The organism is Corynebacterium ulcerans (assembly GCF_000767685.1).
Classification (GTDB): Bacteria; Actinomycetota; Actinomycetes; order Mycobacteriales; family Mycobacteriaceae; genus Corynebacterium; species Corynebacterium ulcerans.
In genome coordinates, this window is sequence record NZ_CP009622.1 from 2,397,428 (window position 1) to 2,422,669 (window position 25,242).

A 25,242-nucleotide genomic window follows, 5' to 3' on the forward strand; every position below is an offset into this window, starting at 1 on the left:
TTTTACCATGTCTTCCATTGTTTCCGGTATCGTCCCACCAGTTCTCACGCCGCTGCATGCTGATCGCAGCCTTGACCTGGAATCGCTAGCACGTCTTGTTGAACACCTCATTGGTGCTGGTGTCGACGGATTGTTCGCACTGGGTTCCTCCGGCGAAGTCGCATTCCTTAGCGATGAAGATCGCGGCATCGTGATCAACGAGATCGTGAAGCTGGCTAAGGGGCGCGTACCCGTGTACGCCGGTGTCATTGATACCCAGGCCAACCGTGTAATCAAGCATGTCCGCCAGGCAGAGGCAGCTGGCGTAGACGCTGTAGTCGTCACGGCTCCCTTCTACGCCATCTGTGGTCCTAACGAGATCGAAGCACACTTCCGCGCTATCGCCGAGGCTACCGATCTCCCCATTATCGCCTACGACATCCCCGTCTGCGTGCATTCCAAGCTGTCTTCAGAAATGCTGGTCAAGCTTGGTAAGGACGGCGTTCTCGCAGGTGTCAAGGATTCCTCTGGTGACGATGTTTCCTTCCGCCGCTTGGTGATGCTCAACAAGGCAGCCGGATCACCGCTGACTCTGTTGACTGGCCACGAGGCAGTCGTTGATGGCTCTTTCATTGCTGGTGCCGACGGTTGCGTTCCCGGCCTAGGCAACGTCGACCCCGCTGGCTACGTCCGTATGTGGAAGGCTGCTCAGTCCGGCGATTGGGAGACTGTACGCACTGAACAGGACCGTCTCGCCGCTCTCTTTGAGATCGTCTTCCAGCCACGCGGCAAGGTCGGACCAGCTGCCGGCGTCGGCTCGTTCAAGACCGCCCTTGAGCTCATGGGCGTGTTCTCTTCAAACTTGATGTCCGCACCACTCGCGCCTATCGACGACGTCGAGTCCCGCGATGACATCGCAGCAATCCTGCGCACTGCAGGTTTGCTGGGCTAATAAGCTCCGCCCTTACCAGGCGGAAACCGGAAAACAAGCTCACCGCCTCCTTTCCTGAAGATTCCACACAGATATCAGGCAGGGAGGCGGTGAGCCTTTTATATTCTCAAATTTTTATTTCACGGTCGCATTTCGAGCTACGGTGAAATCGTCATTAGCAACTACATAAACCACAATCTGTCCTGGCTTGACCACTTGCCCTGAGGGAAGCGTCAAAGTCTGCGTTCCCAGCTCAGTTTCTCCGGTAGGGGAGAATGCGGAACCCTTAATCCAGGCATTAATTGCATCTGCAGACTTCTGGGTTCCGTAGAACTTATAGCCATAGCTAAAAATGTGGTGATCTCCCGCAGGACCAGCATCGCCTAGAAAGTCTGGCTTAGCATTTCGGATTTGTGCGTTAACCTGATCCTCAAGGGTAGCGATGGTGGTGATGGGCGTACCGGTGAACTCAGCTGCCATAGCGGTGGCGGGGACTCCGAATGCAATGCCTAGTGCGAGAGCGGCAGGTACGATTCTGGTGAGCTTTTTCATAAATCAAAAAACCTTTCTGGTAAAAATTCAGGGCCAGTCTTTCACACGTGGCCCTCATGGAGAAGCGTGTTGTGTAAGAACTCTTTGCGAGTGACAACACTGTAACCAGAGGTTTTGCCTTACGTACAGCCTTAAAACCTGTGTGTTTTCCTGTGAGGGACCCTGAACCTAAGCCAAAAAATAATAGGTTTCTATATAAACGAGAATTGTAGACAATCAGAATAAGCTATTTATTGAATACAATCGTTTGCCCAACCATAGGAAACTGTATTTTTACTGGAAGAAGTCTGGCAAAAGGTTGGAAAAATATATCATTTTTCTCCTTGAACCCTACAGATAACTAGCAGGAAAAATTTTCCTTGGAAGATCACACCATATCGACATAAACATGCAGCTCAAAGCAGTTTTTTATGGAATTTTGTCCAAGGAAAATTTTTGACCCCATCCTGTCAGATTCCCACCAAAGACCACAAGGAATAGGCAAACGCCGCACAATAAACCACCACAATGGCCAACTGAATCAACGGGTAAGCCTGCCACGTAACCTGCCATTCAGGGTTACAATTACCGTTTTTCCTAGCAGCTCGGAGTAACAAAACCGGGATGATAGACATGATCGCACCAGCAAAGCCGCCTGCATATGTCAGGGCAGCCACAAACCCTGTAAACCCGGCGAAGAAGACCATAAGCGGCGGAATCACAGTAAAGAGCAAAGCGGTAATTCTCTGCCAACCCGTTTCCTTCCAGTGGAAGATATTCAAGACATTGCGCATCGTCGTAAAGCCAATCGCCAGAAACGATGTCAGCATGGCGCACAAGGCAAAGATATTAGCCAGATAAAAAGCCACGGTACCTAGGGAGTCGCCCCAAGCGATGGTGATCACCATCCCGGCCACTACAGCGTACGGTATGGCGTTCGGGCTATGGTCACGCAATCCGCGAGCGAGTTCCGGCACCACATATTGAGCGAGAAACGTGAAAACCGCGAGATTCATGATGGGAATGATGAATGTCCCCGCAGCCAATGAGAGTCCAAAAGATTGCACACAATCAAAACCCGCTCCGAGGTACATGCAATTAAGGACTCGATCCCGTTCATCATAATTGCCACGAACACAAGCCATCGACTAACTTGTCCGAGGTACTTTTCTGCGAGACCCGAAGACTGGAAACACGTGGGGCAATACGGTGGTGGGATAAAAATAACCAGGGTCATCGGGAACCACGCCACCGCACTGAGTATCTACGCCGAAACCCCCTTCACAGTGGGCCTCAACGCCTTGCTCGCAGACCTCTAGTCCCGCCCACAACCTCACACGCTTTACTCGGGAGTCGCTTCAACCTGGACAGTCATACCAATATGAACCCAGTCCCACGGTGCCACCGACACACCCTCAGAGTCTTCTCCCAAGAGAGCAGGCTCAACGCAGACAAAATTCCGCCATTCCCCAGCGCCCATATCAGACATCTCGTTCGCCAGTTTTTCGCCAGGATTCCACACAATAAAGTGGTCAGTTCCTTGCCCTTTGACCGTGATGCGTCGCTGGCCATCGTCGATAAGCAAAGGTGCGGGAGCTGAAAGGCGGAATTCCTCCAACAGACCACCGTCCGAGGTAAAGGTCTCATGAGGCGCTGTCACGGTAGTGTTCAGTACATCAGCGACGTAAAAATATGGATGAAAAGCCAACTGAAGATTCCGACGAACACTAGAAGCATTCCTACACTTCAGCATCATGGCAAAGCCGCGAGACGTCGACTGAACAGCCAAGCGCAGATCCCAATCGTCGTGATTCATTCGAGCATCGAGCCCACCCGAGGTCTCCAACACCTCCCATTCCCTTCGGCGCGCCCACCCATGTTGAAGTTCATCGTGCCCCATAAGCTTGCCAAACCACGGGGCAATAATGGGCACGCCGCCGCGAATGGAACCACCTAATGCCATATCCGGAATGCTTGACATAAAGAGTATTTCTCCACATCCGGATGCATTGGCGGAGATAAGATGGCCGCGGTCTTCAGGCATGTTAAGAGTCGTTGTCATGGTTTCTCAGCCTACCGCTGGACAACGAGCAAAAACAGCCCGCGTTTCACGTGAAACTATGAATTTCCACCAGCACCACCCGGAAGGTTTCCGAACATGGCAGACTATAAAGCATGAATATTGCCGTAGTCACCGGCCGCGTACTCGCCCCTCAATCCCTCCCTGGGCTCCGCTTTAGCCGAGCTTTTGCCCCCTCCACCGATTATCGCGCCGCACGAGTTGCACTTCTCACCGGGCAATATCCCCAACGGCATCCCCTCACACGCTTTGCATCGCTTATCGACGACGTGGCCGACGACTTCTCCCATTCCGGCATCCCCATCATTGAACGCGCAACTATCGACGACACCCTCATCGCAGAAGCCCTGGCCTCCAAACGCGCTGTCTTTTTTGTCGGACACCCCGAGGGACAAGAACAGATTGCTATGTCACTCCACTGGCCAGGGGTTACCGATTCCAATCTGCCCCACACCAAGATTTCCGCCACCTCATGGGAATGTTCTGAACTTGTATCCAGCCTGGATGTTGCGCCAACCCTTGCAGCTATTGCCGGATACGACGTGCGCCCCAACGCTCGGCTCTCCTTTGATGGAATGAACCTAACGCCAGTTATTCGCTATGGAGCCACCGGACATGGGGGACTTTTCTTTGACGACGGCACCATCATCACTCCCACAGAAACCAGGCAAGACACATCCGACCCGGAATGGCAGATGTGGAAGTCAATCATGGAGATGGGACCCCTCCAATAATCATTATTCTGGATTACATTGCACACAATTATTGTGCGCAAATGTAATCCAGGTTCTTTATACGGAAACAACAAAAGGCCCAACCGAAGTTGGGCCTAGGGAAGACACTAATCAAGAGACTAGCGCTTTTGATACAGCTTATTCTTTTGGAATTTGGGGTCCGAGGTAACCAAGACACCAAGGTTGCGGAAGATTCCCTCATCCACAGAACCCAGGATCGTGGTGGTGTGCACGTCGCAGCCTCGCAAGTTCTTCAACTGGTCAAGAGCCTTCTGTGCGTTCTGATCCGTAGCTGCAGAAACAGAGAGGGCAATCAAGACCTCATCCGTATGCAGACGGGGATTAGTACTGCCCAAATGATGTGTCTTCAACGTCTGAATCGGCTCGATAGCATCGGGGGAGAGGAGATGGACTTCATCATCAATCCCAGCCAATACTTTCAACGCGTTCAGCAGCATTGAGGAGGAACACCCTAGTAAATCTGACGTTGCCCCAGTGACTATTTGGCCGCTAGGAAGCTCAATGGCGCATCCCGGAAGTGAGGTGCGCTCTGCAACGGCACGAGCAGGCTGCACCACAACACGCGCATCAGACTTGATGCCAGCTTTAGCCATAACAACTGCAGCACGATCCGACTGTATGGAGTCTGAACCCATGCGGGCCTCATCCACGAGTGCCTTGAAATAGCGTCGAATGATTTCCTGCTCAGAGGCTTCGCGGCATGCGTCATCATCAGAAATACACTTACCCGCCATATTGACGCCCATATCCGTGGGCGACTCATAAGGACTTTTACCTAGTAGCCGTTCCAGCAGCGTCTTAAGCAGAGGGAAAGCTTCCACGTCACGGTTGTAGTTGACGGTTTGCTCGCCATAGGCAGCAAGGTGGAAAGGATCAATGATATTGGCATCGTTGAGATCCACCGTGGCGGCCTCGTAGGCCAGGTTAACAGGGTGTTCCAGGGGAAGGTTCCAAATTGGGAAAGTTTCAAATTTGGCATAACCAGCCTGAACGCCACGCTTATGCTCGTGATACACCTGCGAGAGGCACGTCGCGAGCTTTCCCGATCCAGGCCCCGGCGCGGTAACAACAACCAAGTCCCGTGTGGTGTCCGCGTATTCGTTGAGTCCGAATCCTTCTTCGGAGACGATGCGATCTGTGTCCATCGGATAGCCAGGAATAACCCGGTGCTTGGATACCTTGATTCCCAAACGCTCCAGACGCTCAATAAAGGCGAGGGCAAGACGGTTTCCGTCCTCTAATTGAGTGAGTACCACATGCTCAGCCAAGAAGCCACGGTCCCGGAAAACGTCTACGAGCCGCAGGACATCTTCCTCGTAGGAGATGCCGAGATCGGCACGAATTTTGTGACGTTCCAGGTCTTTAGCATTGATGCAGACAAGGATCTCTACTTCATCTTTGATGCGGTCAAGCATCGCGATCTTGTTGTCTGGAGTGAATCCCGGAAGGACACGGGAGGCGTGCATGTCGTCGAAAAGCTTGCCGCCCATCTCCAGATAGAGCTTCCCGCCGAGAGCTTCCCGCCGCTCCCTGATGTGCTGGGACTGCATCTCGATGTATTTTTCGCGGTCGAAGCCGATCCTATTAACCATGGAACCTCATCGTAGCAAGCCCATAAACTCTGCCGCGATTCCGGCAGGTCATTCGAGTTATCCTCACGTTTTAATTCACACGCTAAAGGTCTTGCCGTGGCCCGATATCTCACACGACCTCACGCGAGACCTTCAGTGCTTTCTGCGGCCCTGTTCCACCGGGACTCCCCAGTATGAAACTGGTGCGGCAAAACTAGGTCAGATCTTTCAGTTTTGCCCCTGCGGCGGCACGCTGTACGGCTTCCGTCCCTTTAATGGCACTTGCTTTAGATTCGTATGCCTCGCCGCTAGCAACGATCTCACCGTTTCCTGCCTTCAAGCGAAAGCGGAATTTACCGGCTCTGTCTTCATAAACTTCGAATGTTCCAGCCATGGGGGTCATCCTTTCAGTATGCGCAAGGTGCGAATAACTGAATTGTCCCACGTTAGACCCTATAAAAAACCCTTCTCAGTAAAAGACTATCTTTCATTTATCCTTTATAAAAGCAGGTAGCCCCCGATATAAGAAAATAATCTCTTCCCCACATCTCAACGTTAGCTCAAGCGATTGGAACGCTCGACCAATTCATCCCACGATGCATAGGGGAGGGTGAGCCATGTAAAGGCCAAAGCCCGCATACGCACTGTTGCCACTTGGGATTCTCCTAAAATTTCGCCCTTGACATCGTCCCCACCCGCCAAGGCCTCGCGTTGCGCCAGGGCAAGCCGATCTAAGGTGCTGATGTATTCATGCGCCTTACAGATCTCTTCCAGAGTTCGATAGCTGGCCACCCGATACAGTTCCTCAGGAGAACGCTCCAGGAGTCGTTTAGGCACAAACAAAGCCTTGGGATTAACCAGGTTGACGGGATGCGCATGAGCAGTGCCGATACGATCCTTGGGAATATCTTCATCGCCAAGCAACCCCACACACCACGCCAGAGTTTCCACCACGATCGCCTGATCCAGGACCTCCGCCACAGCCATCATTCCCGAGTGTCGCTGCTCTCTATCAAGCGGAGCAATACGAGAAAAGAGCTCAAAAAGACGTTGTTCAGAATCGGTGAGCGTGACCAGAGCCAAATCATAGCGGTCAGCAACCGCCTGAACGTCGGGATTCTTTCCTCGCCAGAGTTCCCTCGCGATATCTACGAGCACAGCAAGACACACAATGCGATCAACAACATCACTAGCCGCCGGCAGTAGCATTTCTGCCACATCCGGAACCGGAATCGCAGAAAAATCTACCAAGAATCCCTGCTTAGACAGAGTATTTCTAATAGATTGTGCACGATCTAATGCACGGGTGTTAAGGATTGCCGCAGGGGACTCCCCGGCAAGGATATTGCGGCGGTGGACGTCGTAAAGCTCTCCCTGCTCATCCAAGAACAAGACGCTCGCCCCGGACGCCCACGATTCAGCGTTGTCGGGAAAATCCTCAAAATCATAACGAGTAAGACTCCGCCCCAACTGGCTCATATAGCGTCGCATGGCAAAAGGATCGATAGCCGGGTCGTCTGCAATACGTTGGTTGAGATTGCCCGCAGCACTAAGAAACTCCTCACGCAATGCCCGCGACTCCGGAGTTCCTGCATACAGCGGACGCGGTTCAGGTCCGCCAGGCAGGGGAGTGTTCTGCGCAGAATAAGCAATGAATTTCATAAGTTCCTCAGAAGCAGGGCGATAACGCACGGGGACAGTGACAACATAAGGATTCTAGCCACTGCCACCCGCCACCGCTGCTACGAGGAACGAGTCACTGTAGCCCCATAGTCGCTTTTGTTCGCTCCAGAATATCCAGACGTTCAGAGACGCTGCTGGTTGGTGGAACTTGCACCTTGACTCCGTAGTAGGAAGCATGGCCCCGTGCCGCTTCCACGCATTCGGCGACCCTCTCAGGAGTCAGCCAGGAAATCGGCTCAATCTCCGCTAGTGGCAGGTGAGTATCTGCCCAGCCGGGCCCATAAACGCTATCTTCATCGCCAGCACCTGAGATCATCACGCCCCCAAGCACTCCAGCAGCAACAAGCTTGTCGACGTGCTCACGTGGTCGTCCAGCATCTCGACTTTCAATGACGCTACGTCCCCAGTTCACGGTTATCTTGAGCCCCAGCTCCTGAGCAACGCGGATCTCTGTCTCAATATCCAAGAAACGCTTCTCTCCGGGATACTCCGGCACATACGCATCGCAATGTTCGATCACCAGATCCAGACCCAGGTCGCGATCCTGAAGCGCGCTCAGCGACTGAGCAAACATGTCCTCTTGAGCAGTCACAGAAGGTGCGGAATGCACGTGAAGCGTGGATATGGTTCGTTGACCAGTGAGGTCATTAAGCTGATGTGCTTTCTCCACAGCTACCAGCACATGGTCGATAGCAGCTTGCCTTCCTTCAGAATCAGAAGAGCCCAGTCCAAAAGTGGGGGAGGAGCCTAGACGTTGCATGGTTCCTGGAATCAACGTAAGAACTGAATCCTCAAACCTATGGGCAAAATGTTCCGCCTGCCACCCAATGGGATCAAAGAGATCATCACGGAAAGGGATTTCCAGAGCATCTGCGATTCCGCGCTCCGCCAGCCCTGCGTAAAACTGTTCTTGTTCTTGTCTCGCAGAGGGCACTGCTGCATAGGCGCCGACCAAGAAGCGACGCATGGTTTCCTCGATTGCCATACCCGCATTTTAGTTCACAAACTCAAGACGTAGGACGTCTGATGTTAACTTTTTTAGAGATGATTACCACGCTCAGAGCCCGCATCGCAGCCACGAAATGAGGGGCTGCACCAACCACACACGGTCGGCACAGCCCCTTATTTAGCAGAAGAGATTGTGCTTAATTCTTCTTAGTTGAATCCACTCCGGAAGCAGACACAGATACATTGTTATCTGCATTATCTACGGCATTATCTTCCGATTCTTTTGCATCGATACCGGCAATAGCCGCAGCAAGACCAAGGTCATCGGCATCATCCAGATCGTGGCGAGAAATGGATCCCTTTGCAAACTTATCCACCACCATCGCAATAGCCCCATCGCCCGTAACGTTGCAAGCGGTGCCAAAGGAATCGATAGCGATATAAGCAGCGATCATGAGTGCCACCTGATCGTCGTTAAAGCCAAGGCTTGAGGACAAGAGGCCGACAGCGGCCATGATCGCGCCACCCGGAACGCCCGGCGCGGCAACCATCGTAACGCCCAACATCAAAATGAATCCGAGTGCGGTTGCCAAAGGAATATCCATGCCATCCATGAACATGATGGCAAACGCAAACAAGGTAATTTTCATCATCGAACCGGACAGGTGGATCGTTGCGCACAACGGAATTACAAAGCCGGCTACAGACTTGCTCACGCCATTTTTCAGCGCAGACTCATAGGTCACGGGGATCGTCGCAGCAGAAGACGACGTTCCTAGGGCCGTAAAGTAAGCCGGCATCATGTTCTTAAGGGAGGCCAGTGGATTCTTGCCAGCAACAGCTCCTGCAAAGAGGAACTGCAGAACAAGAAGCACAAAGCTCATAAAGATCGCCAGAACCAAGACTTTGGCAAAAGCAGTAAGGACATCAGCAAGGTTTCCGTTCATCCCCAAGGAGAGGAACATGCCAAAGATATAAATGGGCAACAGCGGCACGATAAAGGATGAGATAACCTTCATCACCACTCGACGCAGATCTGCAACGCCAGAATAAAGCGTGTCAGACTTAACCGTTGTCATGGCCACACCCACCACAAAGGCGAGAATCAAGGCGGTCATCACGGCCATCGGGGCAGGCATTTCCACACTGATATAAGGAGCCAAAGCACCTTCTTCAATATCAGCCGCGTGAACATTTTGCTGCCCGGCCAAAAGTTTTGGATAAATCGAGTTGGCCACGCCCCAGGAAATCAGACCAGAGATCAGTGCAGAACAATAAGCAATGCCGGTTGTAATCGCTAGCCACTTACCGGCACCTCGACCAAGGCCGGCAATGGCGGGAGTAATGAGCGAGAAGATCAAAACCGGGATAAAGAATCCCAGGAAGTTTCCAAAAAGGCCATTGAAGGTTACAAAGATCCGGGCTAACCCATCAGGAAAGAAAAAGCTGCACACAATGCCCAGGATGATCGCCACGATGATCCTGAACAGCAGCGAGGAAGAAAGACGCTTTATGTTCATTAGTTTGCCTACACTATGGAAGGAGGTACGAGGGACATACTGTTCCCTGCGCGACTGGCATGCCGCCTGGGTTGTGAACTAACTTACGCGGTTACCAGCGGAATTCATATTTTCCATGGATCTCATATATCGGCATTTTCTTCCGTCGTTCCATTGGAAAAGCCCACACAGGCCCACGACCTGCCCCTTTTATACAATCCTTTTTTAAAATACCGCAGTGTATCAGCTATCATTTTCAGCCTTCAACTATGTTTCACGTGAAACACAGCCTCCCATTGCCCCTAGAAGAGGGAAGGGAAAGGGTTAAGAAAAGCTCTCATGGTTGCCACTGTGGCCACAACGCACGCAATACAGTCGATACGTTAATGTGCACCAGATGTAACCAACACTTTTAGCCACCGTCGCATACCGAATACACATGCCGGGTTCACATGCACGACAAGAAAGCGCTATATCTTTTAAGAAGACACAGAGCAGAGAACCAAAGTTAGCGTTTCACAGGAAGGAGCCGTGTATGCCCCGTTGGCCCCTCCCCAAAAACCATCACCGTTTAAAGGTAGAAGCTTCCGCATCTCGCCGCCCACAAGGCTCGGCTATAAGAGCAGTTTTAGGGGCGGTGACAACTCTAACTAGGTCCCGAGGTGAGGCCTCGGGAGAGAAAAAGACGTCTCGTAACTCCACCCATAAAGCCCCCAATAAAACCTTAAACAAGGAAACGACAGCTACCGCTTCGCTTGAAAACTTCGATCGCATGTCGATCAAAGCCGCCGAAAAAGTCATTACGTCTTATTCCACAAGTTTCTCATTTGCCACCCAGGTCCTTGAGCCAGAACTACGCACCGATATCCGAAATCTCTATGCCATGGTGCGCACCGCAGATGAAATAGTCGACGGCACTGCTCACGCAGCCGGACTTACCTCCACCCAAACCGCAAAGCTTCTCGCAGACTACGAACGTGAGGTGCTCCTAGCCCCCACCCAGCGGCTGCACGTGGATCCTGTCATGCATGCCTACGCCATCTCGGCTCGCCGATGCCGATTTAAAGAAGAACATGTGCGGGCTTTTTTCGCTTCCATGCGTAGAGACGTCACCAGCCTTACATACGATGCCGACAAAGACTACCGCGACTACATCTATGGCTCCGCTGAGGTCATTGGTCTTATGTGTTTATCCGCATTCCTGGTAAAACGTCCCAGCTCACCTCATCGGGGAGAGGCTCAATCCACGCACGCCTATTCCCAGAGAGAACTCGACACAATGAGCGAAGGGGCACGTGCTTTAGGCGCAGCGTTTCAAAAGGTAAATTTTCTCCGCGATTGGCAGGAGGATGCGGCGCATTTGGGACGGCATTATTTTCCCGGCGCCCCTCACCACCTCACCGACTCCTTCAAACACACAGTCATTGTAGATATTCGCGCCGATCTAGCAGCAGCTCTCCGAGCCATACCACTCTTGCCGGGCTCCGCCGCAGTGGGAGTAGCAGCAGCTGCAGAATTATTCACCGAATTGACCAATATCCTTGATGCCATGAGCGCAGCTGAGATCATGGAACGTCGCGCGAGCGTTCCTACCACCACAAAGGCAATAATCATGGCTCGTGCACTTATCAAAGCCAGAAAGTTTCATCCGCTGGCGTATGACCGCTAATACATGTGTGCTTTTGCCTCGGAAGAGGATCCCACCGTCTGATTGGAAAAGACAATGATGCCGAGTACATTCCCTAAGAAAGCCGTTGTTATCGGAGCGGGCGCCGCGGGTTTAGCCACCGCCGCTTTATTGTCCTGCGAAGGCTACGAGGTAACAGTGGTAGAGAAAAATGAGGGGATCGGCGGGCGTGCTGGGGATCTCTATCACAAAGGTTTCCGGTGGGACACCGGCCCGTCGTGGTACCTCATGCCCGATGCCTTTGAGCATTTCTTCGCTTTGCTCGGTAGTACGGTTGAGCAGGAGTATGGGCTCGAAGATGTGCAGCCAGCGTATCGACTTTTTGCAGAAACGCACCCCACCCAGGCCGCCGAGCGTATCGACGTCCCCAGCGATCCCATCGCCCTAGCCAACTATTTTGAATCGGTAGAACCCGGCGCGGGAGAGAAACTTAATAAGTATCTTACCAGCGCCAGCACTGTCTATCGCATCGCTGTGGAAAGGTTTCTTTATACCAACTTCACGTCCCTTGGCCCGTTGTTACACCGAGATGTTCTTGGACGTCTCTCCATGTTGGCTAAACTACTCACGCAGTCTCTCCACACGATGGTGAACAAGCGTTTCCAGGATCACCAGTTAAGACAAATTTTGTCTTATCCAGCCGTCTTCCTTTCCTCTCGACCAGAGGAAACACCGTCGATGTATCACCTCATGAGCCATACCGACATAGTCCAGGGAGTACGGTACCCGACTAAGGGTTTCACTGGTGTCATGGAGGCGATATATCGCCACGCCCTCATAAGAAATGCTCGTTTCCTTTTCAACACTACCGTTTTAGAGATCACTACCAGCAACGTGCGCCGTAGTCTGCTACAGCGAAAAAAGATCGCCCGCGCCACTGGAGTGTTAGTTCGGCACAGTGATGGTTCAAAAGAGCATCTTCACGCAGACATTGTGGTTTCTTGTGCCGACCTGCATCACACTGAAACACAGCTGTTACCACAGCATCTTCGCAGTTATGGTTCCGACTATTTTTCTCGCCGCAATCCCGGCGTAGGCACGGTGGTGGTGTTAGCAGGGGTCAAAGGATCTTTGCCGCAGCTTAAGCATCACAATCTGTTTTTTAGTAAAAACTGGACAACCGATTTTGATGCTGTTTTCCGCCCCGACGTCCCAGATGTAGCCTCAGAATCTATCTATGTCTCTATGCCTTCCCATACAGACTCACACGTTGCACCACCGGGTCACGAGAATCTTTTTATTTTGATTCCTGTCTCAGCGCAACTAGATATTGGGCATGGCAATGCCTATGGACATACCGAGTCCGAGTCCGTACGCGCTATTGCCGAGCACGCTATCGAATCTATTGCACACAAGGCTGGCATACCCGATTTGTCCTCGCGCATAGTTGTGCACAAAACAATCGGTCCCGCTGATTTTGCTGATCGCTATCATGCATGGCTTGGCGGTTCCATCGGTCCGGCACATACACTCAGGCAGTCTGCGTTCTTCCGAGGGCGCAATGTCTCTCAAAAGGTAAAAAATCTGTACTATGCGGGCGCGACTACCGTCCCTGGGGTTGGTATCCCGATGTGTCTTATATCGGCAGAAAACGTTATCAAGCGACTGCGGGGCGATACCAGCGCAGGGCCTCTGCCGGAACCACTCAATCCACGCCGTACTTCGCTATAAAATCCACCTAGTTATTTAGTTGATAAGCAAACCCGGACTACAGTGATCGGCATGACTGTCGTCGGCACGCTTTTGGCTATCGTAGCTATTGCTCTTATCATCATCGGCGCCTTGGCATGGGCTCGCCGCCTCCCCGGAAACTCTTATGTGGGAATCCGGGTACCTGAGGTGCGTAAATCTCAAGAGCTGTGGACCACCGCGCATCACGTCGCTGGCCCCTTGTGGGTCGTCGGTGGCATTGCTGTGGGTATCGCTGCATCACTGTGTTTTGCCCCCTCCGGGTGGTTACATCTGATGTCCATCGTCGCGGTGCTCGCGGGCATAATGTTTGTGAGTATTGGAGCTAATGTGGGCGCGCGCGCTGCATCGCTTCTCGACGCCCAAGCGGATGTCACAGCGGCTTCAGAATCCACGTGCTGCAGTGCCGGGGGAGCTGAGGAGGCAGACGATGAGGGGCAGACGTCGACAAGCTTTACCCCCGATCTGGAAGCATTACGACGTGCGGCGCAGGCCTCCGATAACTGATTGCCCTTGCGCTCATGCACGCTCATGCGTATGGTTCATTTTTATGAAGAACATGAATGCACAGTGGTGGTGGCTCGCATAACAGCGAGCTACTAAATTGTGCATCCCACAGCTCGCTTGAACATTCCCAAGCGGGCTTTTTTGTATCTATAAGTTTTCAGCCACAAAGCCCGCAGCGGGAAAATCCCGACAAACGCAAAGGCATTATGGCTACTACAAAAACTACTTTTCACGTTGAAAGGCGATCAGTCCGTTACCACGAGGACGCCGCCGCGCTTTTTGCAGCGCTGGGAGGGACAACTGCTTCCGATTCCGTGCTGTTGGAATCTGCAGATGTGGAATCCAAGAAGAACACAATGTGCATCGCCACACTCACCGGCGCGGTACGTGTTACATGCGTCGGACAAACGGTCACCGCCACTCCTCTGACGCCCACAGGAAGGAGCATTATTGATCGCTTATGCAGCCAGCTTGCAGAGTATCTAGTAAAACAACAGACCGATGGGGAAGCAACCTTTGCTTTCGCCAGAGCTCAAAAACTTAACGAGCGCGAGCGGTTAACTGCCGTAAGCAATGCAGAAGTGCTCCGCACGCTCCAGCTTGCGGCCGGCTACAGCGGAAAAGAATTGCCGCTCCTTTCCGGTGGCTTTGCCTTTGATTATCTAGAAACCTTTGAGGTGCTCCCAGAGGTTGGATCGGGGGAGAATACCTATCCAGATTATCAATTCCTGGTGGCAGAGACTCTGCTTGTTATCGACCACCTGAACCGTGAAGCATTTATCGAGGCTGTGGGTATTAATGCAGAAGAGCTAACCAGCAGACTTGACCACCTTGTGGAGAAAATTTCTTCTGACATACCCGCGCTAGGGATAGCCGCAACGCCATCGGATACGCCGTCAGAGGTCCTGCACGTGCAGACCTCTATGAGCGATCCCCAATTTTGCACGCATGTAGAAGAACTCAAAAAGAGTATTCATAACGGCGATATCTACCAGGTGGTACCGGCACGATCTTTCTCTACCGCATGCGATAACGCCTACGCGGCCTATCTCCAACTTCGTGCATCTAACCCAAGCCCATATATGTTTTACGTGCGAGGACAGATAGCATCAAACAATATTGCGCACAATAATAGTGAAGTCCCTACTGAGACGTATGAAATTATTGGAGCCTCTCCCGAATCCAATTTAAAGTTCGATGCAGCAACGCGTAACATTCAGCTATACCCAATCGCCGGCACCAGACCCCGAGGACTTAATCCTGACGGCAGCGTCAACCATGAGTTAGATGTCCGTGCAGAACTGGACATGCGTACCAATGCCAAAGAAATTGCCGAACACACTATGCTCGTTGATCTTGCGCGCAATGATCTCGCTCGAGTAGCAGTGCCGGCCACAAGGAAAGTGTCCGACCTCCTAAGCGTGGATAGATATTCCCGGGTAATGCATCTTGTAAGCAGGGTGAGTGCCACACTACACCCCGATTTTGATGCTATCGACGCCTACCGCGCCTGTATGAACATGGGAACACTCAGTGGAGCACCTAAATTGCGTGCAATGGAATTACTTCGCGGTACCGAAGGTGCCCGAAGAGGATCCTATGGTGGAGCGATTGGCTATCTGCGTGGCGATGGAACAATGGACACCTGCATTGTTATCCGATCCGCTTTTATCCACAACGGTACCGCCATCGTGCAAGCAGGAGCTGGAGTAGTGCGAGATTCCATACCCCAGGCCGAGGCCGATGAAACCCTACACAAAGCATACGCAGTGCTCAACGCCCTTGCGATGGCACAGAACACAACCCCAAAGGTGAACCGCTCATGAACCCCTCCAACACCCATGTAGTACTCCTTGATAACCACGATTCCTTTGTGTACAACCTGGTCGACGCTTTTGCTGCTGCAGGCTATCGCTGCACCGTCTTCCGCAATTCCGTAGACCTAAAAGAGATTCTGGCGGCTAAGCCAGACATCATCTGCCTTTCTCCCGGCCCCGGCCATCCTCGGGATGCGGGTTGCATGATGAAGCTCATCGATCACGTATTGGGTCGCATCCCAATCCTTGGCATTTGCCTAGGATTCCAAGCCCTCCTAGAGCACTTTGGGGGAGAAGTGCGCGAGTGTGGCCCAGTCCATGGAATTACAGATCTTATGCAGCTCAACGAACATGGTCTGCAAAGTTCACTATTTCACGGTCTAACCGTTGACGGCGGTCCAGGATCACAGGAAGGCAAACACGTCCCCGTGGCCCGGTACCACTCTCTTGGGTGCACGGAAGCGCCAAAGGAATTGAGGGCACTAGGAACCTGCCCCTCGAACATCGGGCCAGTGATAATGGCGGCTGAGACGCGCGAGCATGCTGCGGTGGGGCTGCAATTTCATCCAGAGTCGATCCTAAGCCCTTCCGGCCCGATCATTTTGCAACGCTGTATCACCCATCTATCTCAACTAACCAAAGCCTACAGTTAACGTCACGTGACGTTATTCTTAGGTACAAAAACCTTAGGACAATCATGACCAGTGAAAGCACAAAGAAAAAACTTATCGCTTATCTCGATAATCCACACCCAACGGTAGAAGAAGCTATAGAGGTTTTTACTCCTCTCACAATTGGCGACTACGACGATGTACACATCGCAGCACTCCTAGCCACCATACGCACCCGCGGTGAAACTTACGCAGATATCGCAGGCGCCGCGCATGCTTTCCTCGCAGCAGGACGACCTTTCCCCATCACAGGTTCCGGCTTAATGGACACCGCAGGTACCGGTGGCGACGGCGCAAATACCATCAACGTAACCACGGCAGCCTCACTTGTGGCAGCCTCTGGGGGAGTGCAGATGATTAAATGCGGCAACAGATCGGTCTCTTCTCAATCGGGATCGGCCGATGTTCTGGAAGCTCTCAATATCCCATTAGACCTAGACCCCGACCGCGCCGTTCGACAATTCAAAGCTTCCAATTTCACGTTCCTTTTCGCACCGGCCTATAACCCGGCAGTCGCCCACGTACAGCCCGTCCGAAAAGCCCTGAGAGTCCCTACTCTTTTTAATGTGTTGGGCCCATTACTTTCCCCGGCGCGTCCCGAATTTCAGCTTATGGGCATTGCTAATCCAGCGCTTGGCCCCGTCATTGCTAAGGTATTCCGCGATCTAGGCCGCACTCATGCATTAGTGGTTCATGGATCCGGCATCGACGAAGTCGCCGTACATGGCTCCACCACCATATGGGAACTCAACCACGGCACGATCACCAGTTATGAGGTCACCCCTGAAGAACTAGGAATCCAGCGCCATAGCCTCGCTGACCTAGCAGGCGGCGACGGTACGGAAAACGCTGCACTGATGCGCGCCACTTTTGCCGGGGAAGGTGCTCCTGCCCATCGAGATGCTGTCGCAGCTACCGCCGGCGCAATTTTTTATACTGCAAATCTGGTGGACTCTCTGAGTGAAGGAACAGACAAAGCAAAAAAGCTCATCGAAGACGGCCACGTTCAACAGTGGCTCGCAACCCACGAGGAGGCCAACTATGCACAATAACGCAGCGCTAATGCCTACAGTCTTAGAAGAAATTGTTCACACCCGCCGATCACATCTTCAAGAGATTCGTGCCCGCATTGCACATGTAGATCCTTTCCGGTTGCCACGCTCCACAAAATCTCTTTTTCAGGCACTCGGAGGTTCCGCGAGTGGGGGAGTGGCGCCGCGTCGTCAAGCACATTCTGACACCTCTACAAGGGCGCCGCACTTCATTATGGAGTGCAAATCCGCATCACCGTCATTAGGGGACATCCGAGCCGATTATTCCCCAGGAGACATTGCACAGATTTACTCTCGCTACGCTTCCGCGATTTCCGTTCTTTGCGAGCCCGACAAATTTAACGGCGATTACGATCACCTGGCCACCGTTGCAGCTTCCACGCATCTGCCGGTTCTATGCAAGGACTTCATCATCGATCCCGTGCAGGTGCACGCTGCACGCTACTTTGGCGCGGATGCAATCCTACTCATGCTAAGCGTGCTTGACGACGCCACCTACATCTCACTTTCCCATGAAGCCGAACGCCTCGGCCTGGACGTCCTCACTGAAGTAATCAACGAGGAGGAGGTCGAAAGAGCCATTCGTCTCGGCGCAAAGATTTTTGGTGTCAATCACCGCAACCTACACGACCTCAGTATCGACCTTTCCCGTTCCTCACAACTAGAAACCCTCGTTCCGGACACCGCTATACTCGTGTCAGAATCCGGCATCCAAACAAACGAGACTGTCCGCCAGTTGGCAGGCCATTCCGACGCCTTCCTTGTCGGCTCACAACTCACCGGCTGCATCGACATTGACTCCGCCGCACGTTCACTCGTTTTCGGGACGAATAAGGTGTGTGGACTCACCACCGCTTCCGGCGCCCAAACTGCGCGCGCAGTCGGCGCAACGCATGGGGGATTGATATTTGAAGACTCCAGCCCTCGCAATGTTTCACGTGAAACTGCCCAAAAAATCATGACGGCAGAGCCACATCTACACTACGTTGCAGTGAGTAGACGCACTCAAGGCTGGACGGAAATACTCCTTCCCGGTATTAAAACCCTCCAGATCCATGCCCCATATCAAGGGTCCATTGCGGGGGAGAGGGAGCTTCTCAACAAAGCCCGCACAGAACTCCGCAAAGCGGGAAGAGAAGACATCGCCGTCTGGCGAGCCGTATCCATGACAACCCCAGAAGGTCCCGACACTGCCATAGCGCTCATGGATGACGTAGATATGGTGCTTCTCGACGCCGGCACCGGCGGGACCGGAACGTCTTTCGATTGGGAAAAAATCCCTCAGGGCGTGACACCAAAGGCAATCCTGGCCGGGGGTCTTAATCCTGACAATCTTCCCGAAGCATTAGTAAGGGGGTGTGCAGGTCTAGACCTTAATTCCGGTGTCGAATACCCAGCCAACGCTGGGATCTGGGCGGGATTAAAAGATTCAGGGGCACTACGTCACGCTTTCTCCACTATCCGAGGGTTTCATTATTAACCCGGTTTTCCCACACCGGCCACACCCAACACAGAAAACATACCCCCACCCCTTGCGCTCATCACCCAAGACGTTTAAGTTGTTGACTATGAGATATGCACTAAACATCTGGTGGTGGCGCGCTTACTAAGCGGGCCATTGAGTGCTATCTATTTCTCCGGCCCGCATCGCGCGGGCCGTTTCTTTTTGGGTGAACCCTAGGCCACGAGCCCGCGATCAATCACATATCTATCGCGCAAAGGCACCAACCATGTTCTCTCTTTGTTACCCCTACACCGCCCACACCGCAGCAGGCGCACACCAAGGCATCCCACCGCAATCACGAGCCATCATGACGTCGGCACGCGAAAAACGATGGCATGGTTTCACGTGAAACATTGACCTACAAAAAACGCCCTAAAACTCGCAACCTAAGGATGCATGATGACGCTCTCCCAGAACTCCACCGATCAGCACACACTCCTTCCTGCATATTTCGGGGAATTCGGCGGACAATTCGTCCCCGAGTCACTCCTGCCCGCACTCGATCAACTCGAAAAAGCGTTTGTTGAGGCACAAGAAGATCCACAATTCCGAGAGGAGCTCGCGGGCTATCTCAAGGATTATTTGGGGAGGCCCACCCCCTTAACCGAATGTTCCAAGCTACCTCTGGCCGGAAAGGGTAGGGGACATGCGCGCATCTTCCTCAAACGCGAAGACCTAGTCCATGGCGGAGCGCATAAGACAAACCAAGTGATCGGCCAGGCTCTCCTGGCTAAGCGGATGGGCAAAAAGCGCATCATCGCAGAAACCGGTGCAGGACAGCACGGAACCGCAACCGCCCTTGCGTGCGCCCTCTTAGACCTCGAGTGCGTCATCTACATGGGAGCAAAAGATGTAGAACGCCAACAACCCAACGTGTATCGCATGGAACTCATGGGTGCCACAGTGGTACCCGTAGACTCAGGATCAGGGACACTCAAAGACGCGGTCAATGAGGCGCTTCGGGATTGGACTGCAACCTTCCACGAATCTCATTATCTACTTGGCACAGCAGCAGGCCCCCACCCATTCCCGACGATTGTTCGAGAATTTCATCGTGTCATTTCCGAAGAGGCAAAAGCACAAATGATTGAACGTACGGGAGGCCTCCCCGACGTTGTAGTTGCTTGCGTGGGCGGCGGTTCCAACGCAATCGGTATGTTTGCAGATTTCATTGATAATCCGTCCGTAGAACTCGTCGGCGCAGAACCCGGTGGGGAGGGATTATCATCGGGCAAGCACGGAGCGACCATCAACAATGGACAAGTCGGTATTCTGCACGGCGCTAAGAGCTATTTGATGCGAAACTCTGATGGCCAAGTGGAAGAGTCCTATTCCATTTCCGCCGGACTAGATTACCCCGGGGTCGGACCACAACACGCGCATCTATCAAAATCTGGACGAGCCACATATGTAGCCATCACGGACGCCGAGGCTCTTGAGGCCTTCCAGCTACTCTCCCGCGAAGAGGGAATCATCCCGGCATTGGAGTCAAGCCATGCCCTTGCTTATGCGCTGAAGCGAGCCGCCCTCGCAGAAGAAGAAGGAAAAAATATCACCATATTGGTCTCCCTTTCAGGGCGTGGTGATAAAGACATCGACCACATCCGCAAAACTCTCGCTGCCAACCCCGAACTTGCCCTCAAGGACTAATCATGAAACGCTACCACAACCTTTTCACCCGACTAGAACAATCCGATGAAGGAGCCTTTGTTCCTTTCATTATGCTTGGCGACCCTTCCCCCGAAGCATCGCTCACGATCATTCGCACCGCCGTTCAGGCTGGAGCAGATGCACTTGAGATTGGCGTTCCCTTCTCAGACCCGGTCGCCGACGGCCCAACCATCCAACGATCTCATCTCCGCGCCTTGGATAATGGAGCAACCGTCGATTCCTCTCTGTCGCTCATTACTCAGATTCGTTCAGAGTTTCCAGACCTGCCCATCGGTCTTCTGATCTACGGCAACGTCCCCTTCACCCGCGGACTAGATACCTTCTATCAAGAATTCGCCACCGCCGGCGCTGATTCTATTTTGCTTCCCGACGTCCCAGTACGGGAGGGAACGCCTTTCATCACAGCAGCACAACAGGCGGGGATCGCACCCATTTTCATTGCGCCCGCGCAGGCATCGGAAGATACCCTCCGAGACGTGGCGGCACATTCTGAAGGCTACATCTACGCAATTTCTCGCGATGGGGTTACCGGCACAGAACGAGAATCTTCCACTAGTGGACTCAGTGACGTAATAGCAAACATCACGGCATTCGGCGGCGCTCCTGCGCTTCTCGGGTTCGGAATTTCCAACCCCCAGCACGTCCGAGACGCGATGGAAGCCGGGGCGAGGGGAGTGATTACCGGATCCGCTATCACAGCGATCATTGAACGACATTGTATTGGGACGCATCCCCAGCCCGCCACAATCGATGACATGTCTGCTCTGCAATCGGAAATTTCCGCTTTTATCACTGAGATGAAAGAAGCAACTCGTAAGTAAGCGACCCACACTGTACGGCCCGCACGGCACAGGAAGGTCTTCGCTAACTCCCGGTGGCGCGTCGATAAGCATATAGTCGCCGCATCCATCGGGCAGTGAATGTTTCACGTGAAACTTTCAAGCCGTGCTACCTTTTGTCACTGTGATGATTAGTGACTGATCCATAGTTTCGGTGTAATACTGGTTTTATGACTACCCATGACTCCACATCTTCAGCAAACCACAGCCCCAGGTGCACAAGGCGCATGTTCCTACTTGGCACAGCGACTACTTTTGCGGGAGCCGTGCTCGCAGCCTGCGGCGGCGATAAAACCAAAGCCAAAGAAATAGCACTATCCGATGTCCCTGTGGGGAGCGCAACCATCGTTGATGATTTCATCATCGCCCAACCGGTTGCGGGGGAGTACAAAGCATATTCGACTGACTGCCCCCATCAGCACGCAAAAATCACGATCGTCCAAGGCGACACAGTGAAGTGCCCAAAACATGGTTCGATATTTAACATCAAAGACGGCTCCGTCACCCAGGGCCCATCGCGAGATCCGCTCATGGCAAAGCCTCTTGAGGTATCAGGGGATAAAGCGAAGATCTCCTAACGTCTAGTGTGCGATAACAACCACACTGCGAGCATTCCGATCTAGACTCAAAGAATGCTCGCCAAAATCAAGAACCTTGACCCCCTCATCGTCCTCATAGTGCTGGCGGTCATCATTGCAATTTTCTTCCCAGCCAGCGGTGGTTTTGCCGATGTCTTTTCCACCGCAACCAAAATTGCAATCGCTTTACTCTTTTTCCTCTACGGTGCTCGGCTCTCCACTAAAGAAGCCCTCGACGGCCTGAAAAACTGGAAGCTGCACCTAACAATTCTCGCTTTTACTTTTGTGGTGTTCCCTGCGATAGGTCTAGCACTCAAGCCCCTCGAGATGGTTATTTCCAGCGGAATATCTATGGGGATCCTGTATCTCACGCTAGTTCCTTCTACTGTCCAATCGTCGGTCGCTTTCACTTCGATCGCAAGGGGGAACGTCGCAGGGGCCATCGTCAGCGCCTCAGCTTCCAACCTCATCGGAGTTTTTGCCACCCCGCTGTTAGTGATGGCGCTCATGACTACGGAGGGGGGAATGCACATTGACACCGGAGTTTTTCTGGACATTGCTGTCCAGCTGCTTCTACCTTTTGTCATTGGACAGCTTCTGCGACGGTGGGTCAAAGACTTTGCCGCGAATAAAGCAACAAAAGCCGTGGATCGCGGTTCCATTGCAATGGTGGTTTATTCCGCATTTTCCGCAGGAATCGTCGCCGGAATTTGGTCATCCGTCAAAGCCTGGGAAGTACTTTTCCTCGTTATTTTCTCCATCGTCCTAGTCGCTTTTATGTTGTGGTTGACCAAATTTAGTGCGCAAAAGCTCGGCTTTAACCGGGAGGATGTTATCGCCATAGAATTTTGTGGAACAAAGAAATCTCTCGCTTCCGGGCTCCCCATGGCAGCCGTGATATTCGGCGGGGCAAACCTAGGTCTGCTCATTCTTCCGCTGATGATTTTCCATCAGATACAACTCATGATGTGTTCCTGGCTTGCCGCCCGCTATGCTCGAAATTTGCCAGATAATCTCAACTAAACTCACTGCGTTCAGGAGAGCCCCATGACTTCCTATCTTTATGTAAGAACAATAATGTCCATCCCCGGCGTGGGAACGAGCAATCATATTGCGGAGTTAGAGCCCGCCAGTGCCACTGAATGTCGTTTGCACCGACTCCTCGAAGTGGATCCCTCCAATATGGTCTGTGGGGCAGCCCGTGGCGGGGTAGTAGTGGGGATGGCGGCACCGCCGCAGAACACGGTCCCGCATCCAGAAAGCTATGCAGACTTCCCCGACATTGAAACCGCATACTTATCATTAGAAGAATTTGAAACGCTCTGGTCTAAGGCGATAGAAAAATTTCCTGAACTACGCTGAGCACTCCACAACAAAACCGGCTTTCCAACCTACGTTTTTAGAAGTTGGGAAGCCGGTTTTGTATATCCGGGATGGCAAAATCACCACACAAGGTTGACCAGAATCATATAGAAAACTGTTCCACCGATAATGGATAGACCGCAGTCTCTCCGCCACCAATGTAAAAGCAACGTAACGGCCGTAGCGATGAGTGCCGGAATAAGTCCTCCCGTAGCATCCCGCGCGACAGAAAGTGTGTACATAACGAGCACCACCATCACCCCCACAGGCATAGTCACTGCAAGCATTGACATCAAGGCACTGCCTTTAAGCAACTTAACTGCGGAAAAGGGGAGCCACCGCAACATAAAAGTGACCACAGCAACCGGCAAGAGCACGAGCACAACAGAAGAAAGCGTAACCCCCTCAGGCAAACCCAACTGAGCAAGCGTCATTTCTTCACCTTCCATGTCAGGGCAGCATCCAAGCGTGGTTGCACACTACGTATGAACAACAAGAGGAAGTAGGCAACAAGCGCAATGATAAGCATTTTCTGCGTAGAGATCAGTGCCGCGATGACAGATAAAGCAATCGCAAAAAACGGCAGTGACCAATCTTGATTGTTGCGAAACGCTTCCCAAGCCAGCACTACAAAAAGCGCAGTGAGAGCAAACTCCATTCCCTGAATTCCTGGAGGCAGGGCCACGCCGACTAGAGCCCCAACAACACCCGATAAAACCCATAGAGCATGACAAAAGACCTGAATCGTCAACAACCGCACGCTAGAGATATTTCCAGCCTCGGGGCGAGCCGAAACGATTGCATAAGCCTCGTCTGTAAGAGAATATGTGGAATACGCTCTACCTATGATCGATGTAATTTGGTCACGCGGATACGTTAAGCCGTAAAAAATATGACGGAAATTCACCATAAAGGCCGTGATTGCTGCAGATACAGGCCCCGCCCCGCCGGTGACAAGCGTAAGTGCAAGGAATTCCATTGAACCTGCATAAATTACGATGGAAAAAATCGGCGCCCACCACCAGGCAAATCCCGATTGCGTCACTAACAAACCAAAAGCCAGCCCTAGGGGGACAAGTCCCAACGCGACCGCCCAGGATTCTTTAATCCCAGCCCGGATTTCGGACGATGTTTCACGTGAAACCATCACAACCTCTTTTTGTTAATTTTCCTCCAGAAAAGGCAGACACCAAGGAGACGCGGATAGAAGAAACTGAGCACCTAGCTTCATACGAAGCGCGGCACTCACAAGAAACCCCAAAAAGGAGCACGTATCACCCTAAATGAAAACTTAGTTTTCGGATACGTCCATAGGATACGTCGAATGCAAGGGGAGTGGCATCGGCTGACGTCTCATTACATCGCCCCAAACGTCAACACTTCCAGCAGCAATCACATCTGAAGACAATGCGGGCGCTACATACCATTCACCTTTTTCAATCTCCTCATTCAATTGGCCCGGCTCCCACTCCGCATAACCGGCAAAAAGGCGCAGGCCCGAAAGGTCGGCAGCTACGTCTTCTGGTTGTGCACGCAGATCCACGTGCACCAACCGATTAGCTAAGCGATTGAAATGCGGGTGCGTAGCAATGTCCACCCCTGGAGCTGTAACCCCTAGCCCTACCACTCCTTGCCGATTAAGCGGGCCGCCGATATAAAGAGCCTGGGGCTTAGACACTAATGGGGCCCATTCCGGCATGACGTTAAACACGGCGACGTCACTCCGCGAAGCAAGGTTCACACCGAACGTCGTAACCTCATTGTGCTCAAGAATCAGGATGACATTCCGCGCAAACACGGAACTTTCCATGGAAGGCGCCGCTATGAGCAGCATTCCCGGAGCAGGTTCATTCCGCTCCATAGCATTGAATAACCGATCTGCATACAT

Annotated in this window: 24 protein-coding genes and 1 pseudogene; 14 read left to right on the top strand and 11 right to left on the bottom strand. The window is 52.6% G+C overall.

What is annotated here, in order from left to right:
* Positions 1–7: 7 nt before the first annotated feature.
* The gene (locus CULFRC11_RS10710; RefSeq protein ID WP_023634736.1) at positions 8–931 is read left to right on the top strand and encodes a dihydrodipicolinate synthase family protein; all 924 of its coding nucleotides are present in this window, start codon (positions 8–10) and stop codon (positions 929–931) included.
* A gap of 114 nt (positions 932–1,045) precedes the next feature.
* On the opposite strand, the gene CULFRC11_RS10715 is transcribed toward CULFRC11_RS10710, so the two are convergent.
* The 3 genes and pseudogenes from CULFRC11_RS10715 to CULFRC11_RS10725 all read right to left on the bottom strand — a co-directional run bounded on the left by CULFRC11_RS10715 (position 1,046) and on the right by CULFRC11_RS10725 (position 3,503).
* Positions 1,046–1,462, bottom strand: coding sequence for a hypothetical protein (locus CULFRC11_RS10715; RefSeq protein WP_023634737.1), 417 nt, complete (start codon positions 1,460–1,462; stop codon positions 1,046–1,048).
* A gap of 449 nt (positions 1,463–1,911) precedes the next feature.
* Positions 1,912–2,630: pseudogene (locus CULFRC11_RS10720) on the bottom strand (aromatic amino acid transport family protein); the annotation flags it as partial.
* Between the two features lie 153 nt (positions 2,631–2,783).
* The gene (locus CULFRC11_RS10725) at positions 2,784–3,503 is read right to left on the bottom strand and encodes an aldose epimerase family protein (RefSeq protein WP_023634738.1); all 720 of its coding nucleotides are present in this window, start codon (positions 3,501–3,503) and stop codon (positions 2,784–2,786) included.
* Between the two features lie 113 nt (positions 3,504–3,616).
* Here CULFRC11_RS10725 and CULFRC11_RS10730 point away from each other — a divergent pair, with 113 nt between their 5' ends.
* On the top strand, positions 3,617–4,255 hold the full coding sequence (locus CULFRC11_RS10730) for a hypothetical protein (RefSeq protein WP_023634739.1): 639 nt from the start codon (positions 3,617–3,619) through the stop codon (positions 4,253–4,255).
* A 119-nt stretch (positions 4,256–4,374) separates the two neighbouring features.
* Here the strand turns inward: CULFRC11_RS10730 and CULFRC11_RS10735 are convergent, their stop codons facing one another.
* The 5 genes from CULFRC11_RS10735 to CULFRC11_RS10755 form a co-directional block, all read right to left on the bottom strand.
* The gene (locus CULFRC11_RS10735; RefSeq protein WP_013912655.1) at positions 4,375–5,868 is read right to left on the bottom strand and encodes a DUF1846 domain-containing protein; all 1,494 of its coding nucleotides are present in this window, start codon (positions 5,866–5,868) and stop codon (positions 4,375–4,377) included.
* A 193-nt stretch (positions 5,869–6,061) separates the two neighbouring features.
* On the bottom strand, positions 6,062–6,241 hold the full coding sequence (locus CULFRC11_RS10740; protein ID WP_013912656.1) for a YegP family protein: 180 nt from the start codon (positions 6,239–6,241) through the stop codon (positions 6,062–6,064).
* Between the two features lie 161 nt (positions 6,242–6,402).
* On the bottom strand, positions 6,403–7,509 hold the full coding sequence (locus CULFRC11_RS10745; RefSeq protein ID WP_023634740.1) for a DUF4272 domain-containing protein: 1,107 nt from the start codon (positions 7,507–7,509) through the stop codon (positions 6,403–6,405).
* Between the two features lie 94 nt (positions 7,510–7,603).
* Positions 7,604–8,515: a DUF4862 family protein gene (locus CULFRC11_RS10750; RefSeq protein ID WP_038620896.1), complete on the bottom strand. Its 912-nt coding sequence runs from the start codon at positions 8,513–8,515 to the stop codon at positions 7,604–7,606.
* Positions 8,516–8,675: 160 nt separating this feature from the next.
* Positions 8,676–9,998 carry a dicarboxylate/amino acid:cation symporter gene (locus CULFRC11_RS10755; RefSeq protein WP_023634742.1) on the bottom strand — a complete coding sequence of 441 codons (1,323 nt, stop codon included), beginning with the start codon at positions 9,996–9,998 and terminating at the stop codon, positions 8,676–8,678.
* Positions 9,999–10,512: 514 nt separating this feature from the next.
* Between CULFRC11_RS10755 and CULFRC11_RS10760 the strand changes: the two genes are divergently transcribed.
* From CULFRC11_RS10760 to CULFRC11_RS10815, 12 genes are all read left to right on the top strand, one after another.
* Entirely contained in the window at positions 10,513–11,646 is a 1,134-nt protein-coding gene (locus CULFRC11_RS10760; protein ID WP_023634743.1) for a squalene/phytoene synthase family protein, read from the top strand.
* A 57-nt stretch (positions 11,647–11,703) separates the two neighbouring features.
* Positions 11,704–13,335 carry a phytoene desaturase family protein gene (gene crtI, locus CULFRC11_RS10765; RefSeq protein ID WP_031269793.1) on the top strand — a complete coding sequence of 544 codons (1,632 nt, stop codon included), beginning with the start codon at positions 11,704–11,706 and terminating at the stop codon, positions 13,333–13,335.
* Between the two features lie 51 nt (positions 13,336–13,386).
* Positions 13,387–13,860: an SdpI family protein gene (locus CULFRC11_RS10770; RefSeq protein ID WP_031269796.1), complete on the top strand. Its 474-nt coding sequence runs from the start codon at positions 13,387–13,389 to the stop codon at positions 13,858–13,860.
* 206 nt (positions 13,861–14,066) lie between these two features.
* Positions 14,067–15,686 carry an anthranilate synthase component 1 gene (locus CULFRC11_RS10775; RefSeq protein WP_038620899.1) on the top strand — a complete coding sequence of 540 codons (1,620 nt, stop codon included), beginning with the start codon at positions 14,067–14,069 and terminating at the stop codon, positions 15,684–15,686.
* Positions 15,683–16,330 (top strand): anthranilate synthase component II, encoded by a 648-nt coding sequence (locus CULFRC11_RS10780; protein WP_023634747.1) that lies wholly within the window; start codon positions 15,683–15,685, stop codon positions 16,328–16,330. The genes CULFRC11_RS10775 and CULFRC11_RS10780 overlap by 4 nt, the downstream gene beginning before the upstream one ends.
* A gap of 44 nt (positions 16,331–16,374) precedes the next feature.
* Complete coding sequence (trpD, locus tag CULFRC11_RS10785; protein WP_023634748.1) at positions 16,375–17,400, top strand: anthranilate phosphoribosyltransferase; 1,026 nt, start codon at positions 16,375–16,377, stop codon at positions 17,398–17,400.
* Complete coding sequence (gene trpCF / locus CULFRC11_RS10790) at positions 17,390–18,880, top strand: bifunctional indole-3-glycerol-phosphate synthase TrpC/phosphoribosylanthranilate isomerase TrpF (RefSeq protein ID WP_023634749.1); 1,491 nt, start codon at positions 17,390–17,392, stop codon at positions 18,878–18,880. The genes trpD and trpCF overlap by 11 nt, the downstream gene beginning before the upstream one ends.
* A 423-nt stretch (positions 18,881–19,303) precedes the next feature.
* A complete protein-coding gene (gene trpB / locus CULFRC11_RS10795) occupies positions 19,304–20,554 on the top strand; it encodes a tryptophan synthase subunit beta (protein WP_038620902.1) in 1,251 nt (416 codons plus the stop codon).
* A gap of 2 nt (positions 20,555–20,556) precedes the next feature.
* A complete protein-coding gene (trpA, locus tag CULFRC11_RS10800; RefSeq protein ID WP_023634751.1) occupies positions 20,557–21,396 on the top strand; it encodes a tryptophan synthase subunit alpha in 840 nt (279 codons plus the stop codon).
* Between the two features lie 245 nt (positions 21,397–21,641).
* On the top strand, positions 21,642–21,992 hold the full coding sequence (locus CULFRC11_RS10805) for a Rieske (2Fe-2S) protein (RefSeq protein ID WP_031269800.1): 351 nt from the start codon (positions 21,642–21,644) through the stop codon (positions 21,990–21,992).
* 54 nt (positions 21,993–22,046) lie between these two features.
* Complete coding sequence (locus CULFRC11_RS10810) at positions 22,047–23,015, top strand: bile acid:sodium symporter family protein (protein ID WP_023634753.1); 969 nt, start codon at positions 22,047–22,049, stop codon at positions 23,013–23,015.
* Between the two features lie 24 nt (positions 23,016–23,039).
* A complete protein-coding gene (locus CULFRC11_RS10815; protein ID WP_023634754.1) occupies positions 23,040–23,354 on the top strand; it encodes a hypothetical protein in 315 nt (104 codons plus the stop codon).
* Positions 23,355–23,434: 80 nt separating this feature from the next.
* On the opposite strand, the gene CULFRC11_RS10820 is transcribed toward CULFRC11_RS10815, so the two are convergent.
* From CULFRC11_RS10820 to CULFRC11_RS10830, 3 genes are all read right to left on the bottom strand, one after another.
* The gene (locus tag CULFRC11_RS10820) at positions 23,435–23,788 is read right to left on the bottom strand and encodes a branched-chain amino acid transport AzlD family protein (RefSeq protein WP_023634755.1); all 354 of its coding nucleotides are present in this window, start codon (positions 23,786–23,788) and stop codon (positions 23,435–23,437) included.
* On the bottom strand, positions 23,785–24,501 hold the full coding sequence (locus CULFRC11_RS10825) for an AzlC family ABC transporter permease (RefSeq protein WP_023634756.1): 717 nt from the start codon (positions 24,499–24,501) through the stop codon (positions 23,785–23,787). Before CULFRC11_RS10825 ends, CULFRC11_RS10820 begins: the two co-directional genes overlap by 4 nt.
* Before the next feature lie 144 nt (positions 24,502–24,645).
* Positions 24,646–25,242 carry a YqgE/AlgH family protein gene (locus CULFRC11_RS10830; RefSeq protein ID WP_023634757.1) on the bottom strand — a complete coding sequence of 199 codons (597 nt, stop codon included), beginning with the start codon at positions 25,240–25,242 and terminating at the stop codon, positions 24,646–24,648.